Source organism: Blastochloris tepida, from assembly GCF_003966715.1.
In the GTDB taxonomy this organism is placed as follows: domain Bacteria; phylum Pseudomonadota; class Alphaproteobacteria; order Rhizobiales; family Xanthobacteraceae; genus Blastochloris; species Blastochloris tepida.
This window is the reverse complement of record NZ_AP018907.1, coordinates 3,655,157-3,670,184: the sequence shown is the minus strand read 5'-3', so window position 1 is coordinate 3,670,184 and position 15,028 is coordinate 3,655,157. Positions and strand designations below refer to the sequence as shown.

General features: G+C 70.7%; 10 protein-coding genes. 1 reads left to right on the top strand and 9 read right to left on the bottom strand.

Annotation, left to right across the window (positions count from 1 at the left end; genetic code table 11):
* Nucleotides 1–12: 12 nt before the first annotated feature.
* From BLTE_RS16575 to tesB, 6 genes are all read right to left on the bottom strand, one after another.
* Nucleotides 13–798: an outer-membrane lipoprotein carrier protein LolA gene (locus BLTE_RS16575; RefSeq protein WP_126401726.1), complete on the bottom strand. Its 786-nt coding sequence runs from the start codon at nt 796–798 to the stop codon at nt 13–15.
* Nucleotides 799–975: 177 nt separating this feature from the next.
* Nucleotides 976–3,450, bottom strand: coding sequence for an FtsK/SpoIIIE family DNA translocase (locus BLTE_RS16570; RefSeq protein ID WP_126401725.1), 2,475 nt, complete (start codon nt 3,448–3,450; stop codon nt 976–978).
* 229 nt (nt 3,451–3,679) lie between these two features.
* Nucleotides 3,680–3,922 (bottom strand): hypothetical protein, encoded by a 243-nt coding sequence (locus tag BLTE_RS16565; RefSeq protein ID WP_126401724.1) that lies wholly within the window; start codon nt 3,920–3,922, stop codon nt 3,680–3,682.
* A gap of 166 nt (nt 3,923–4,088) precedes the next feature.
* Nucleotides 4,089–5,549: an ammonium transporter gene (locus BLTE_RS16560; protein WP_126401723.1), complete on the bottom strand. Its 1,461-nt coding sequence runs from the start codon at nt 5,547–5,549 to the stop codon at nt 4,089–4,091.
* Nucleotides 5,550–5,576: 27 nt separating this feature from the next.
* Nucleotides 5,577–5,915 (bottom strand): P-II family nitrogen regulator, encoded by a 339-nt coding sequence (locus BLTE_RS16555; RefSeq protein ID WP_126401722.1) that lies wholly within the window; start codon nt 5,913–5,915, stop codon nt 5,577–5,579.
* Nucleotides 5,916–6,248: 333 nt separating this feature from the next.
* A complete protein-coding gene (tesB, locus tag BLTE_RS16550) occupies nt 6,249–7,112 on the bottom strand; it encodes an acyl-CoA thioesterase II (RefSeq protein ID WP_126401721.1) in 864 nt (287 codons plus the stop codon).
* A gap of 153 nt (nt 7,113–7,265) precedes the next feature.
* On the opposite strand from tesB, the gene BLTE_RS16545 reads away from it, so the two are divergent.
* The gene (locus BLTE_RS16545) at nt 7,266–8,516 is read left to right on the top strand and encodes a ubiquinone biosynthesis hydroxylase (RefSeq protein WP_126401720.1); all 1,251 of its coding nucleotides are present in this window, start codon (nt 7,266–7,268) and stop codon (nt 8,514–8,516) included.
* A 169-nt stretch (nt 8,517–8,685) separates the two neighbouring features.
* Here BLTE_RS16545 and BLTE_RS16540 read toward each other — a convergent pair whose 3' ends face one another.
* The 3 genes from BLTE_RS16540 to glgA all read right to left on the bottom strand — a co-directional run bounded on the left by BLTE_RS16540 (nt 8,686) and on the right by glgA (nt 14,898).
* Entirely contained in the window at nt 8,686–9,183 is a 498-nt protein-coding gene (locus tag BLTE_RS16540; RefSeq protein ID WP_126401719.1) for a DUF2934 domain-containing protein, read from the bottom strand.
* A gap of 166 nt (nt 9,184–9,349) precedes the next feature.
* Nucleotides 9,350–13,381, bottom strand: a complete 4,032-nt coding sequence (gene glgX, locus BLTE_RS16535) for a glycogen debranching protein GlgX (RefSeq protein ID WP_126401718.1) — start codon at nt 13,379–13,381, stop codon at nt 9,350–9,352.
* A complete protein-coding gene (glgA, locus tag BLTE_RS16530) occupies nt 13,378–14,898 on the bottom strand; it encodes a glycogen synthase GlgA (RefSeq protein ID WP_126401717.1) in 1,521 nt (506 codons plus the stop codon). Before glgA ends, glgX begins: the two co-directional genes overlap by 4 nt.
* Nucleotides 14,899–15,028: the final 130 nt, after the last annotated feature.

Here is a 15,028-nt window from a genome sequence, read left to right as displayed (position 1 = left end):
CGGCCGCGTCCCCTACTGGAGTACGCGCTCATAGTTGATGCGGAATAGATCAGCACTCGGCCGCTTGGTTGTGTCGACGTTGTAGATCGCGACTGTGGTGTCGAATCCCTGCGGATCGGTCACGGTCCACTGCTTCAGTTGGTAGTCCTGCGCGCCGAACATCAGCATCAACCGGTGAGTGCCTGCGACCGGATGACGCTCTTCCAACACCACCGAGACGAACAGCTCGTCCTTCTGGACGGCGATCACCGGCGTATCGCGCAGCAGGTCGACCTTCTCGGCGAGCAGGAAGCGCAGCGGCGTCTGCGACAGCGGCGTGATCTCCTGGGTGGCCAGCTTGCGGTCGCGCACCGCGATCGAGCCGCCGTCGGAGATGAATTCGATCGGGCTCGGCGGGGCGTAGTCGAAGCGCACCTTGCCGGGCTTCTGCAGATAGAAATGGCCCTGGGTGCGCGAGCCGTCCGGCGCCACCTGGACGAAGTCGCCCGAGGCGACGGTGAGCGCGTTGAAGGCGGCGTTGATCTTCTGCACCAGATCGCGGGTCGGCGGGTCGAGCGCGGCGATCGATCCCTTGGCCGGGCCAGTCGCGCGCACCGGAACCGGAACCATCGGCCCGCTGCCGGTGGCCGGCGCGATGGCGGGGATGGCCTCGGCGCCGGGGGCGGGCGCCGGTTGCACCGGGCTCACGGCCAGCGGCGGAGCGGGCGGCTGCCCGCCGGCCGGCGCCGAAGGCTCGGCCAGTGCGGGCAGAGCCATCGCCACCAACCCGGCCGCCGCCACGACAAGCCCGTAACGCATCGCAAATCCTCCGAAGGGAAAAACACGCGCCCTGCTAAACCCCGGCCATGGCGAGAATGCGGCCCCTGGCCGCGGCCCGCTCGCCCCCACCGGCGCTCCGAAGCGGGGACGTGCGCCGACCCGAGAACGGGTGGCCCGACTCGCACGATTGTCCGGTCCTGTCGGCCGGAGACCCTATCAATAGCCGCTGTCGTTGTCGGCTTCGATCAGGATCTCGCGCTTGCCGGCATGGTTGGCGGGGCCGACGATGCCTTCCTTCTCCATCCGCTCCATCAGCGAGGCGGCGCGATTGTAGCCGATCTGCAGCCGGCGCTGGATGTAGGAGGTCGAGGCCTTGCGGTCGCGCACCACCACCTCCACCGCCTGGGAATAGAGGTCGCCGCCGCCTTCGCCGCCCATCGCCGTCTTGTCGAACACCGCGCCGTCCTCGCCCTCCTCGTCGTCCGCCGCCGTGACGGCATCGAGATAGTCCGGCGCGCCCTGCGCCTTGAGGTGGGCGACGATGCGCTCGACCTCGGCGTCGGAGACGAACGGGCCGTGGACGCGGCTGATGCGCCCGCCGCCGGCCATGTAGAGCATGTCGCCCTGGCCGAGCAGCTGCTCGGCGCCCTGCTCGCCGAGGATGGTGCGGCTGTCGATCTTCGAGGTGACCTGGAAGGAGATGCGGGTCGGGAAATTGGCCTTGATGGTGCCGGTGATGACGTCGACCGAGGGGCGCTGGGTGGCCATCACCAGATGGATGCCGGCGGCACGCGCCATCTGGGCGAGGCGCTGGATCGCGCCCTCGATGTCCTTGCCGGCCACCAGCATCAGGTCGGCCATCTCGTCGACGATGACGACGATGAACGGCAGCGGCCCGCAATCCATCTCCTCGCGCTCGTAGATCGCCTCGCCGGTCTCCTTGTCGAAGCCGGTCTGCACCGTGCGCACGATGCGCTGGCCCTTGGCGGCGGCCTCGGCGACGCGGGCGTTGAAGCCGTCGATGTTGCGCACGCCGAGCTTGGACATCTTCTTGTAGCGGTCCTCCATCTCGCGGACCGCCCATTTCAGCGCCACCACCGCCTTCTTGGGGTCGGTGACCACCGGTGTCAGCAGATGCGGGATGCCGTCATAGACCGACAGTTCCAGCATCTTGGGATCGACCATGATCAGCCGGCATTCCTTGGGCGGATGCCGGTAGAGCAGGCTGAGAATCATGGTGTTGATCGCCACCGACTTGCCCGAGCCGGTGGTGCCGGCGATCAGGAGATGCGGCATGCGGGCGAGATCGACCACCACCGGCTCGCCGCCGATGGTCTTGCCCAGACACAACGGCAGGCGGTCCTTGGTCTCGGCGAAGGAGGGCGAGGCCAGGAGCTCGCGCAACAGCACCTTCTCGCGCTTGGGATTGGGCAGCTCGATGCCGATCACGTTGCGGCCGGGCACCACCGCGACACGGGCGGAGATCGCGCTCATCGAGCGGGCGATGTCCTCGGCGAGGCCGATGACGCGGCTCGACTTGATGCCGGGCGCCGGCTCCAGCTCGTAGAGCGTCACCACCGGGCCGGGATGGGCTCCGATGATGCCGCCGCGCACGCCGAAATCGTCGAGCACGCCTTCGAGCAGGCGCGAGGTGTCCTGTAGCGCCGCCGGGCTCAGCGCCGGCTGGCCGGAGCCCTTCGGCGCGGCGAGCAGATTGACCGGCGGCAGCTCGAATTTCGCCTCGGGTGCGTGCGCCGGCGGCGCGTCCGCAGCCGGGCGGGTGCGGCCGGTCTTGATGCCGCGCGCCGGCCCGCGGCTCGGCGCCAGCACCTCGGGGGAACGTGCCGGCGGCGGGACGGCGGCGGCGGCAGCAGCGGCAGGTTCGCCGTCATCGGCCCACACCGGCGGGCGGGGCGGCTCCGGCTCGCGCCGCTCCTCGGCCGGCGGCAGCCATGGCGCGGGCCGCAGTGCGGGCGGCGGCGGACGGCGGCGCAGCCGGCGCATCAGCGCGGCGCGGCCGGCATAGAACCAGTGGGCGAGATAGCCGAGCGAGACGGACGCGGTGTCGCGCTCCTCGGCGACGAATCGCTCCTCGGCCGGCGCGGCGGCATGATCGGCGGCGCGGCCGAAGCCGAGGCCCGAGGCGGCGAGCACGGCGGCGAGGGCGGCGATCGACAGCGGCGTCGCCACCACTGGGCGGCTCGCCGCGTCGAGCGGCCCGGCGATCCAGGCGATCGCGCGCAGCATAGCATCGCCGACGATGCCGCCGAGGCCCGAGGGCAGCGGCCAGGTGGCCGGCGCCGGCAGGCAGGCCGCCGCGGCGGTCGCCAGCACCGTGCCCGCGAGCCACAGGACGAGCCGCAGCCGCTCGCGCGACGAGGACCGGCCCGACACCAGCCGCCAGCCCAGCACGGCGACGGGAATCAGCAGCGCCAGGGCGGCAACGCCGACGAGCTGCATCACCAGATCGGCGACGACGGCGCCCGGCGTGCCGAGCAGGTTCCGCGCCGGGACGCTGGTGGCGTGGTTGATCGACGGGTCGTTGACCGACCAGGTGGCCAAAGCGAGGGTCATCGCCAGCACGGCCGACAGAATCGTCAGGCCGGCGAGCTGCGACGCAAACCGGCGCAACGCCGGGATCACCTCCTCGACCAGGAGATCCGCCAGCCACCGGCGCCGGATCAACTGCATGCCCACCTCCGTGACGGCCGCACAGCATCGCGCCACGGGAGGCGCGACAGTGCGGCTACGCTAGCGGGCGCGCGGTAAAGACTCGTTTAACCATCCCCGGCCGCCAACCGGAGGACGACCGCCAAAACGGAAACGGCCCCGGCGCGGGGCCGGGGCCGTTCCTCTCCGCTGCGGCAGGGCCGCGGCAGAAATGATCAGAGATTGTAGGCGCGCCACGGATCAGCCGCGTTCACCGCGATCCGATCGTCCGGCGCTTTACAACTTCCAACTCTTCGTTGGAGACCAAGCCCTGCTTGTGCAATTCGATCGCCGCCGTCAGATCCGACATGCTTCCAACAGGCTCCGTGCCGGACTTGTAAGAGCGGTACGCGAAGAACCAGCAGAGTGGTAGGCTAATTGGCCAGAACGGAATCAGAAGCCCCGCAACCAACCATAGAAACGTACTGAACTTAAAGGTGTCCTTGTTAGCCATTGTGCCCCCGATGTGTTGCAACTGAATTTATCAAGATACACGCCAGCAGTGCAAGCCGGGCGACGAAACCAAGGCGTGGCAAGGGAACCAACCGGCCCAACGGAAACGGCCCCGGCGCGGGGCCGGGGCCGTTCCTCTCCGATGCGGCAGGGCCGCGGCGGATTGATCAGAGATTGTAGGCGCGCTCGCCGTGATCGACGAGGTCGAGGCCCTCGCGCTCCTTGTCGGCGGTGACGCGCAGACCGACGGTCCAGTCGATCAGCTTGAGCAGGACCAGCGAGCCGAAGCCCGACCAGCCGAGCGACACCAGCACCGCCTTGGTCTGGGCCCAGACCTGGGTGGTCATGTCGTAGGCCGCGGTCTTGCAGACGCCGTCGGGGTCGCAGGCCGTGTAGTCGACGATGCCGGCGCCGCCGAGGCTGGGGTCGACCAGCACGCCGGTCAGGATGGCGCCGACGATGCCGCCGACGCAGTGCACGCCGAACACGTCCAGCGCATCGTCATAGCCCAGCGCGTTCTTCACGCCCGAGCAGAAGATGAAGCAGATCACGCCGGCGATGACGCCGAGCACGATCGAGCCCATCGGACCGGCGAAGCCGGCGGCCGGGGTGACGGCGACGAGGCCGGCGACCGCGCCGGTGACGATGCCGAGCAGCGAGGCTTTACCCTTGACCGCCCATTCGACGAACATCCAGGCCAGCGCCGCCGCCGCGGTGGCGACGAAGGTGTTCATCACCGCGAGGCCGGCATAGGCGTTCGACTCGAGGTTCGAGCCGGCGTTGAAGCCGAACCAGCCGACCCACAGCAGCGCGCCGCCGATCATGGTCATCGCCAGCGAGTTCGGGGACATCAGCTCGCGGCCGTAGCCGATGCGGCGGCCGACCAGGAGGCACGCCACGAAGCCGGCGATACCGGCATTGATGTGCACCACGGTGCCGCCGGCGAAGTCGATGGCGCCGAACTGGTAGATCAGGCCGGAGTCGGCGAGGACCTCGTCGAGCTTGGCCTGGGCGGCAGCCTTGGCGGTTTCATCGGCGGCGTCGTGGACGGCCTGCGCAGCCGCGGCGACCGCGTCCGGGCCGGCCCAGTACCAGACCATGTGGGCGATCGGGAAGTAGATGAAGATCAGCCACAGCGGCACGAACAGCGCCACGGCCGCGAACTTCATGCGCTCGGCGAAGGCGCCGACGATGAGCGCCACGGTGATGGCGGCGAAGGTCATCTGGAAGGCGGCATAGACCAGTTCGGGGATCGCCACGCCGACCGAGAAGGTGGCGGCGAGCGATTCGGTGGTCACGCCCGACAGCAGCACCTTCGAGAACCCGCCGAAGTAGGGGTTGTCGCCGGTGAAGGTCATCGAATAGCCGAACAGCGCCCACATCACGCAGGCGACGCAGACGCAGTAGAAGACCTGCATCAGCACCGACAGCATGTTCTTGGAGCGGACCAGACCGCCATAGAACAGCGCCAAGCCCGGAATGGTCATCAGCAGGACGAGGATGGTGGAAATCAGCATCCAGGCGGTATCGCCCTTGTCCACCTTCGGTCCGTCGGCCAGCGCCGGACCGGCTGTCAGGAGCATCACGGCGAGAGCCGGAAGCGCCCGACGCAGCATGGAGACCGTCATTTCAATCAACTCCTTGCAGGACGAAGCTCACAGAGCGTCGGTGTCGGTCTCGCCGGTGCGGATGCGCACGGCGTGATCGAGCGAATAGACAAAGATCTTGCCGTCGCCGATCTGGCCGGTCTTGGCCGCCCCGGTGATGGCGTCGATGACCTTGTCGACCTGGCTGGTGGGGACGGCCACCTCGATCTTGAGCTTGGGCAGGAAGCTGACCGCGTATTCGGCTCCCCGATATATTTCCGTGTGCCCCTTCTGGCGGCCGTAGCCCTTCACCTCGGTGACGGTCAGGCCGTGCACGCCAATGCCGGTGAGGGCATCGCGCACCTCGTCCAGCTTGAACGGCTTGATGATCGCCGTGACGATTTTCATCGGTCGATGTTTCCCGCTGTTGCCAGCCGCCGAAATCGCGGCCGGGTGACTATCGTGTCGGGTGCTACCGCACGAAGGCGCGTTTCCCCCGTGGCAAACCCGCGAGGGGAGAATCAAACCTCGTGCCAAGCGCGGCGCGGCGCGCAGCGCGCTGACATTCAAGAGGAAACCGGTTTGGAGAGCTATGCCTTGACGGCCTGCCGGTGGCATTTGCTTAAAAAATAAGCAAATGCACTCGCTTTGGGGTGCCGAAGACCGAGTCGCCCGCCTAAAAACTAGGCAGCCGCAATTCATCCGGTTTCCGAGCGGCGAACGGATCAACCGGAAGCCGTTTCAGTCCGTCCGGCGCTGGCGCACCAGGCCTTCCTGCGCCACCGAGGCGACGAGCTGGCCGTCGCGGCTGAACACCAGGCCGCGGGCAAGGCCGCGCCCGCCCGAGGCGTTCGGGCTGTCATGGGCGTAGAGCAGCCAGTCGTCGATGCGGAACGACCGGTGGAACCACAGCGCATGGTCGAGCGAGGCGGGCAGGATGTCCTTCTCGAACACCGTGCGCCCGTGCGGAATCAGCGCCGCATCGAGCAGCGTCAGGTCGGAGGCGTAGGCGAGGATGCAGCGGTGCAGCACCGGATCGTCCGGCAGCGTGTCGGTGATGCGCAGCCAGATGTGGAAGCGGCCCTCCGCCTGCCGCTGGCCGAGATAGCGGCCGAACTCGACCGGGCGAAGCTCGATCGGCCGCTCGCGCTCGTAATAGGCGCGCACCGGATCGGGCATCATCGGCAGCACCCGCTGCTTGATGTCCATCTCGCTCGGCAGGTCGAGCGGCGGCGGCACCACCGGCATCGCCATCTGGTGGGTGAAGCCCTCCTCGTCGGCGTGGAACGACACCATGGTGGCGAAGATGGTCTGGCCGTGCTGGATGGCGTTGACCTGCCGCGTGGTGAAGCTCTTGCCGTCGCGGATGCGCGCCACGCGATAGATGATCGGCACCGCCGGATCGCCGGGCAGCAGGAAATAGGCGTGCAGCGAGTGCGGCATCCGGTCCTCGACGGTGCGACACGCCGCCACCAGCGACTGGCCGATCACTTGGCCGCCGAACACCCGCTGCCAGCCGACCTGCGGGCTGCGGCCGCGGAACAGATTCACCTCGAGCCGTTCGAGGTCGAGAATATCGAGCAGTTCCTGCACAACGGCGGACATGCCTTCACTCCGGGGGTTCGATCCTTGGCGGGGTCCGGCCGATCAGGCCGGCGGTCGGCGTCAAGGGAACACTGGCGTCAGCATGGCCGGCGAGCAAGCGCGCTGACGCGGGCCCGCCTTGCGCCGCCCGGGCCGGAGGGCTACGCAGGACGCATGGTGGAGACTGCGAAGACCACGCAACACGCGGACATCGCCATCGCCGGCGGCGGTTATGCCGCGCTGGCGCTGGCGCTGGCGCTTCGACAGGGCCTGGGGCCGCAGGCGGCGGTTCTGGTGTGCGATCCCGTGCTGGCCCGCCCCTCCGCCGGCGACGGGCGGGCCTCGGCCATCGCCGCCGCCGGCCGGCGGCTGCTGGAGGCGCTGGGGGTGTGGGCGCGCCTTGCCGCGAGCGCCCAGCCGATTCGCGAGATGACGATCACCGACAGCCGCACCGGCGATGCCGTGCGGCCGGCGCTCCTGACCTTCGCCGGCGAGGTCGAGCCGGGCGAGCCGTCCGCCTACATCATCGAGAACCGCGTGCTGCACGACGCACTTGCCGCGGCGTGCCGGGACGCCGGCCTGACGCTGCTGGCGCGGCCGGTGGCGCGCGCGCAGGACACCGGCAAGGACACCGGCGAGGCGATCACCGCGCATCTGAACGACGGCAGTCGCGTCACCGCGCGCCTCCTCGTCGCCGCCGACGGCGGCCGCTCGCACCTGCGCGAGCGGGCGGGGATCGGCATCTTCAATCGCGACTACGGCCAGTCCGGCATTGTCGCGACGCTGGGCTGCGAGCGCGACCATGAGGGCCGGGCCGAAGAGCATTTCCTGCCCTCCGGGCCGTTCGCCTTCCTGCCGATGACCGGGCAGCGCGGCTCGATCGTGTGGACCGAGACGAGCGAGGCGGCGGCGCGCTACTGCCGGCTGCCGGCGGAGCTGTTCCTCGACGAGGTGGCGCGCCGGCTCGGCCACCATCTCGGCGCGCTCACGCTTCTCGAGCCGCCGCAGGCCTTCCCGCTGCGGCTGATGATCGCCCGCGAGTTCTACAGGGGCCGGCTGGTCCTGGTGGGCGATGCCGCCCACATCGTCCACCCCATCGCCGGCCAGGGCCTCAATCTCGGCCTGCGCGATGTCGCGGCCCTGGCCGAATCGATCGTCGATGCCGCGCGGCTCGGGCTCGACATCGGCGGGCCGGACGTGCTGGAGCGCTATGCGCGCTGGCGGCGGTTCGACACCTTCACCATGGCCGCCGCCACCGACGCGCTGATCCGCCTGTTCTCGAACGATTTCGACCCGCTGCGGCTGGTGCGCGGCATCGGGCTCGGCGTGGTGGACCGCATGCCGGGCCTCAAGCAGGTCTTCGTGCGCGAGGCCTCGGGCTTCGGCGGCGAGGTGCCGCGGCTCCTGCGCGGCGAGCGGATCTGATACGGTTTCCGGCTGATCAAGCCTTCGAGCCGTATGCCGTTCGCCGGAAAATCCCTTCCGGATCAAGGATTTTTCGGCGAGACCGTTTCCGCTATCCCGAAGGGATCAACCGGAAACCGTATGATACCAGCTCCGCTGCGCCGCGAACCGCAGATCCCAGAGCCGTGCCTCAGGCCACCCCGCGTTTGGCGAGCAGGGCTTCGATCTCCTGCTCGGCGGCGTACCAGTCCTCCTGCTCGTAGCCCGGCGCAAAGTGGCGGCGCTGCGCCCGGTAATAGGCGGCGTCGGCGATCATCGCCGCCTTCTCTTCGGGCGTGACCGCCTGCGGCGCCGTGGCGCCGGATGCGGCCTCAAGGCGCGGCGCGGCCTCGGCCGCGGGCGCGAGATTGGGCGCATCGGCCGCCGCTGTTTCGACCACCTTCTCCTCGACCACCTTCTCCTCGACGATCTGCGCTTCGATGACCTGCGCTTCGGCGACCGGGACAAGCGGCGCGGGTTCCACCATCGGCGCCGCGGCGGCAGGCGCCGCCTTCGTGGTGCGCTTGGCTGCAGCCGCTTTCGGCTTCGCCGCCTTGGCGGGCGCCGGTGCTGCGGCGGCCTTCGTCGCTTCGGCTGCAGACACCGCCTTCGCCGACTTCCTGGAACCCGACTTCTTGCTTTCCGCCATGCTCATGCTCCCCATTCGAGATCCCCTCGCGCATCCATGCGCCCGGCGGGATCACGGATTGAACCCGAAATATACAGCCGCGTTCGACGCCAGAATAACGCCACCCTGCTCGCGGCCCGGAACGCCGCCCAAGGATAATCGCCGACGCGTCCGGTCTGCGACTCCCTCACCGGCCCGGCGGCCAGCCGCCGTCGCCGGCCGCGGCATTGCCCGGGGCGAGGCGCCCCTTGAGGGCCGCGACCACCGCCTGCATGGCCGGTGAGGCTTCCAGCGCCTCGACGCTGAGGCCGATGCGGCGGCACCAGTTCGGCTGTTCGCGGTCGGTGCCCGGCACGTTGAGCGCGTCGAGCTCGCCCGCGACGTCGTCGGCCTGCACCAGCACCAGGCCCGAGGCCGCGCTGGCGAGCCCGCCATGCAGCGCCGCCAGCAGGGCCGGCGGCGGCGTATCGGCCTCGAACCACGCCGGCTCGGTCGGCCAGCCGGCGGCGACCAACATGCTGGCAAGCCGCGCGAACTCGGTCCGCCGCTCCTGCCGCCGCCGCTCGGCACCGGTCGCGTCGATGCGGCCGAGCGCGAAATCGACCTCGATGTCGCGGCCTTTGAGCCAGCCGCCGAAGGTCGGCAGATCGTGGGTGCCGAAGCTCGCTACCGAGGTGCGCGAATAGCGGGCTGGCAGCCGGAAGTCGGCGCCGTCGCGCTCGAACAGCAGGATGCGCATGCCGAGCATGTCGGCCTCGGTGGTGCGCTCGCGGAAGCCCCACGGCACGGTGCCGAGATCCTCGCCGACCATCAGGCAGTGGGCGGCGCGGCTTTCGTCGGACAGCACGCCGAGCATGTCCTCGAACGGATAGCGCACATAGGTGCCCTCCAGCGGCGTCGCGCCGTCCGGCACGAAGAACAGCCGCGTCAGGCTCATCGCGTGGTCGATGCGCAGCGCCCCGGCGTGGCGCATGTTGGCGGCAACGAGGCCGCGGAAGGCGGCGCAGCCGGTCTCGGCAAGGCGGAACGGGTTGAGCGGCGGCACGCACCAGTTCTGGCCGGCTGCCGAGAATGGATCGGGCGGCGCGCCGACCGAGACGCCCGACACGAAATCGGCGGGCGCCGTCCAGGTCTCGGCCCCGTCGGGCGCCGAGCCCACCGCGAGGTCGCGATAGAGGCCAAGCGTGAGGCCCGACGCCTTGCCGCGGGCGGCGGCGCGGGCAAGCTGGCGGTCGGCCAGCCACTGCTCGAACAGCACGAAGCGGATCTCGCGGGCATGGTCGCGCCGCGCCTGGGCGATGCCGGGGCCCGTGATCGAGTCGAGCCCGGCCGGCCAGCGCGCCCGGTCGGTGGTGCCGGCGGCGCGGGCGATCGCCTGGAACAGCGCGAAGCCGGCCAGCGCCTCGCCGCCCTCGGCGACGAACCGGGTGTATTCGACCGCCAGCGCCTGCGGCAGCCGCCCGGTCTCGGCGCGCTGGTCGAAGGTCTCGAACGCCGCCCGCAGCACCGCGTCCTTGATCCGCGCCACCGCCGGATAGTCGACGTGGCGCCCGCCGGCCAGCGCGGCGATGGCCCCGGCATGGGCGTCGAGCGCGGCCTGCGCCGCCTCGGACTCGAACATCCGCGGCAGGCACGCCACGTCGATATAGAGCGGATCGAGGAAGCGCCGGTCGCAGGGGTGGTAGGGGCTCGCCCGGCTGCGGTCGGTGGCGAACAGCGCGTGGAACGGATTGACGCCGACCAGGGCTGCGCCCATCCGGCCGGCGCTCTCGGCGATGCGGCCCAGCGTCTCGAAATCGCCGATGCCGGCATCGCCGTCGTGGCGCAGCGCGTAGAGGTGGGCGGCGAGGCCGTAGAGCTTGTGGTCGTCGGCCAGCGCCGGCGGCAGGTGGCAGGGCGCCGCGTGGCGCGGCGCGCCCGCGGCGCGGGCGTGCAGAAAAGCGAGGCTCTCGCGGGCCTGGGCGGTGGAGGCGACGGCAAATCCCATGCCGGCGAGGATGGCGCGCAGCGTGTCGGGCGAGGCGCGCCGGCCGATGCCGTCGAGGCCCCACCAGTCGCGCTCGACGCCGGCCGCCTCGGCCAATTCGCCCAGCACGTTGGGATCGACCCCGGCGCGGCGGCGGGCCCGTACCGGCGCCGGAGCCGCATCCGCGACCGCCGCGAACAGCCGCACCGAACGCGCGGCGACCGTGGTGGTGGAGAGCCCCTCGACGTCGGGGGCTGACGCATCGGCGGCGGCGGCGCTGTCGAACAGCTCGCGCCACACCCGCTCCCGCTCGGCATCGGGCAGCACGACGGCGACATCGCTGGAGCCGCCATTGATCCACAGCACGACGCGGCTCGCCGGCTCCAGCCCGTCGGCGGTGGCGAGCATCAGGCCGAGCACCCGGTTGTCGGAGGCCTGCCACTCCGGCGTGGTCATGGCGAGGCCGGAGGGCGCGAGCCAGATCACGTCCGGCGCGCCGCCGGGCTCGATGGCGCGGCCGGTGAGAAAGCGGTTCTCGCGCAGCGCAGGGTGGGCGCTGCGCGCCGCCGCCAGCCGGGCGGTGAAGGCGATCAGCTCGCGGTCGGCGCTCTGCCAGTCGAGCCAGGTCGTGGCATTGTCCTGGGCGTAGGCATTGTTGTTGCCGCCCTGGGTGCGGCCGAACTCGTCGCCGGCCGTGATCATCGGCGTGCCGCGCGACACGAACAGCGTCGCCAGCAGCGCCCGCACGTCGCGCCGGCGGCGGGCGAGGATCGCCGGATCGTCGGTCGGCCCCTCGACGCCATTGTTCCAGGAATTGTTGGCGTCGGTGCCGTCGCGGTTGCCCTCGCCATTGGCGAGATTGTGCTTCCTCTCATAGGCGACGGTGTCGGCGAGCGAGAAGCCGTCGTGGCAGGCGATGAAGTTGATGCCGGACGCCGGGCCGCGCCCGCTCGACTGGAAGACGTCGGACGATCCCGCGAGCCGCGTCGCGAGCAGGCCGGTCAGGCCGGCATCGCCGCGCCAGAACCGGCGCACATCGTCGCGGAACCGGTCGTTCCACTCGTGGAAGGGCTTGGGGAACCGCCCGAGCTGGTAGCCGCCGGGACCGACATCCCACGGCTCGGCGATCAGCACGCGCTCGCCCAGCACGTCGTCGGCGGCGATGGCGGCAAGCAGCGGATGGTTGGGGTCGAAGCCGTCGGCGCGGCGGCCGAGCGTGGCGGCGAGGTCGAAGCGGAAGCCGTCGACGCCGGCCTGCAGCACCCAGTGGCGCAGGCTGTCGACAACGAGGCGCAGCGTGGCGGGGCGGTCGCAGGCCAGCGTGTTGCCGCAGCCGGTGTCGTTGACCAGTTCGCCATCGTCGGCGAGCCGGAAATAGGTCGGCCCGTCGAGTCCGCGCAGCGACAGGCTGGGGCCGAGGATGTCGCTCTCGCCGGTGTGGTTGAACACCATGTCGAGCAGCACCTCGAAGCCCGCCGCGTGCAGCGCCTCGACGGTCTGGCGGATCTCCTTGAGCCCGCCGGGGGCGAGGCGCGGATCGGGCGCCATAAAGGCGATCGGGCTGTAGCCCCAGGCATTGGTGAGGCCGAGCGGGACGAGGTGGCGCTCGTCGATCCAGGCGGTGATCGGCATCAGCTCGATGGTGGTGACGCCGAGGGTCTTGAGATGATCGAGGATCGCCGGCTCCGCCAGCGCGGCGATGGTGCCGCGCTTGGCCAGCGGCACATCGGGGTGGCGCATGGTGAAGCCGCGCACCAGCACCTCGTAGATCACCCGCCGCTCGGGCGCGATCACCGGCCGCGGCGTGCGCAGCGGCCCGGGCGGCGCGCGCAGCACCGCCTTCGGCACGTCGTTCGCGCTGTCGACCTCCGAGATCGTGCCGATCTCGTCGGCATGGGCGCGCATCGACGGCGCCAGCACCACCCGGCGGTCGAGCTCGACGGCGTAGGGATCGACCAAGAGCTTGGCGGGATTGAAGAAGAAGCCGCGGTGCGGGTCGAACGGGCCCTCGGCGCGCAGGCCGTAGCGCGCGCCCTCCTTGAGCCCGGCGACATAGGCGTGGTGGATGTCGCCGTCGCGCGCCATCGGCACCCGGCCGATCTCCTCGCGGCCCTCGGCGTCGAACAGGCAGAGCGTGACGCGGCTGGCGTGATGGGACTGGACGGCGAAATGAACGCCCGCCGCATCGGCGTCGAACGTCGCCCCGAGACGCCCGGGCGGCAGGCCCGGCGATGGGGGACGCTTTGGCGTCATGCGCTGTCCACTTCCACCAGCGACCGGAACAGCGCGGCATAGGCGCCGGCCCGGCGGGTCCACGACAGATCGAGCGACATGGCCTGCCGCTGCATCGCCCGCCACGCCGAGGTGTCGGCATAGAGCGCGACGAAGCGCGCGATCGCCGCCTCCAGCGCCTCGCGGGTCACCGGCTCGAACTGGATGCCGGTGGCGACGCCCTGCTCGCGCGCGGCGGCATTGGCGTCGATCACCGTGTCGAACAGGCCGCCGACCCGCGACACGATCGGCAGGCAGCCATAGCGCAGGCCGTAGAGCTGGGTGAGGCCGCACGGCTCGAAGCGCGAGGGCACCAGGATGGCGTCGGCGCCGCCCTGCACCAGATGGGCAAGGTTCTCGTCATAGCCGGCGAACACGCCGATCTTGCCGGGATAGGCGGCCGCCGCCTTGGCAAGGCCCGCCTCCAGCGGCGCATCGCCGGTGCCGAGCACGACGACGCGGCAGCCGGCGGCGATGATCGAGGGCAGCGTCTCGATGACGATGTCCATGCCCTTCTGCCACGACAACCGGGTGATCATGCCGATCAGCGGCCCGTCGCCGGCCTCGAGGTTGAAGCGCCCCTCGAGCGCCGCCTTGTTGCGGGCGCGCAGCTCCAGCGTGTCGGCGGTGTAGCTGGCGGCGAGCGCCGGATCGTCGGCCGGGTTCCAGGTGTCGACGTCGATGCCGTTGACGATGCCCGACAGCGCCAGACCCTTCTGGCGCAGCGTGCCGTCGAGCCCCATGCCGGCGCCGGGCTGGCAGATCTCGGCGGCGTAGCGCGGGCTCACCGTGGTGACGCGGTCGGCGAAGCGGATGCCGGCCTTGAGATACCCGATGCCGCCGTAATACTCGACGCCGTCCATCGAATAGGCGTGGCCCGGCAGACCGATGGCATAGAGCAGATCGCGCGAGAACTGGCCCTGGAAGGCGAGGTTGTGGATGGTCAGCACCGAGCGCGGCTTGGTGCGGCCGCCATAGTGCAGATAGGCCGGCGCCAGCGCCGCCTGCCAGTCATGGACGTGCAGCACGTCCGGCACGTAGGGGCCGAAATCGCCGCGCGAGATCAGATAGCCCATATGGGCGAGCGCGGCGAAGCGCACCGGATTGTCCGGCCAGGGCTGGCCGTCCGGCGCCGAATAGGGGTTGCCCTCGCGCCAGAACAGTTGCGGCGCCTCCAGCACGAACAGGTCGAGCCCGGCGGCGCGGCCGGCCAGCAGCTTGCAGAACGCGCCGAAGAAATAGCCGTACTCGGCGACGACCGTGGTGCCCTCCAGCGCCCGCAGCACGCTCGGATAGCCCGGCACCAGAGTGCGGACCTCGACGCCGTGATGGGCGAGCGCCGGCGGCAGGCCGCCGACGACATCAGCGAGGCCGCCGGTCTTGATCAGCGGAAACACCTCGGAGGCAACCGCCAGCACCTGCAGCGGCCGCGGCCCGGACGGCGCCGGGCGGATGACGCGCGGCACCACAGGCTCGGCCGCCACCGGAGCCGGGGGCATTTGGACCGAAGTCACTTGGTCTAAAGTCACTTGAGCCGGAGTCGTTTGGGCCGGGGCGGCCGCGGCCGGCGGCGCAGACGGAACGGGTGCCGGCACCGGGGCCGCAACCGGCGACGCTGCGGAAACCTCG

Excerpts from the sequence above, each read along its gene's own strand:
- BLTE_RS16575 (WP_126401726.1), bottom strand. The coding sequence starts at position 798 with ATGCGTTACGGGCTTGTCGTGGCGGCGGCCGGGTTGGTGGCGATGGCT.
- BLTE_RS16570 (WP_126401725.1), bottom strand. The coding sequence starts at position 3,450 with ATGCAGTTGATCCGGCGCCGGTGGCTGGCGGATCTCCTGGTCGAGGAG.
- BLTE_RS16565 (WP_126401724.1), bottom strand. The coding sequence starts at position 3,922 with ATGGCTAACAAGGACACCTTTAAGTTCAGTACGTTTCTATGGTTGGTT.
- BLTE_RS16560 (WP_126401723.1), bottom strand. The coding sequence starts at position 5,549 with ATGACGGTCTCCATGCTGCGTCGGGCGCTTCCGGCTCTCGCCGTGATG.
- BLTE_RS16555 (WP_126401722.1), bottom strand. The coding sequence starts at position 5,915 with ATGAAAATCGTCACGGCGATCATCAAGCCGTTCAAGCTGGACGAGGTG.
- tesB (WP_126401721.1), bottom strand. The coding sequence starts at position 7,112 with ATGTCCGCCGTTGTGCAGGAACTGCTCGATATTCTCGACCTCGAACGG.
- BLTE_RS16545 (WP_126401720.1), top strand. The coding sequence starts at position 7,266 with ATGGTGGAGACTGCGAAGACCACGCAACACGCGGACATCGCCATCGCC.
- BLTE_RS16540 (WP_126401719.1), bottom strand. The coding sequence starts at position 9,183 with ATGGCGGAAAGCAAGAAGTCGGGTTCCAGGAAGTCGGCGAAGGCGGTG.
- glgX (WP_126401718.1), bottom strand. The coding sequence starts at position 13,381 with ATGACGCCAAAGCGTCCCCCATCGCCGGGCCTGCCGCCCGGGCGTCTC.
- glgA (WP_126401717.1), bottom strand. The coding sequence starts at position 14,898 with ATGCCCCCGGCTCCGGTGGCGGCCGAGCCTGTGGTGCCGCGCGTCATC.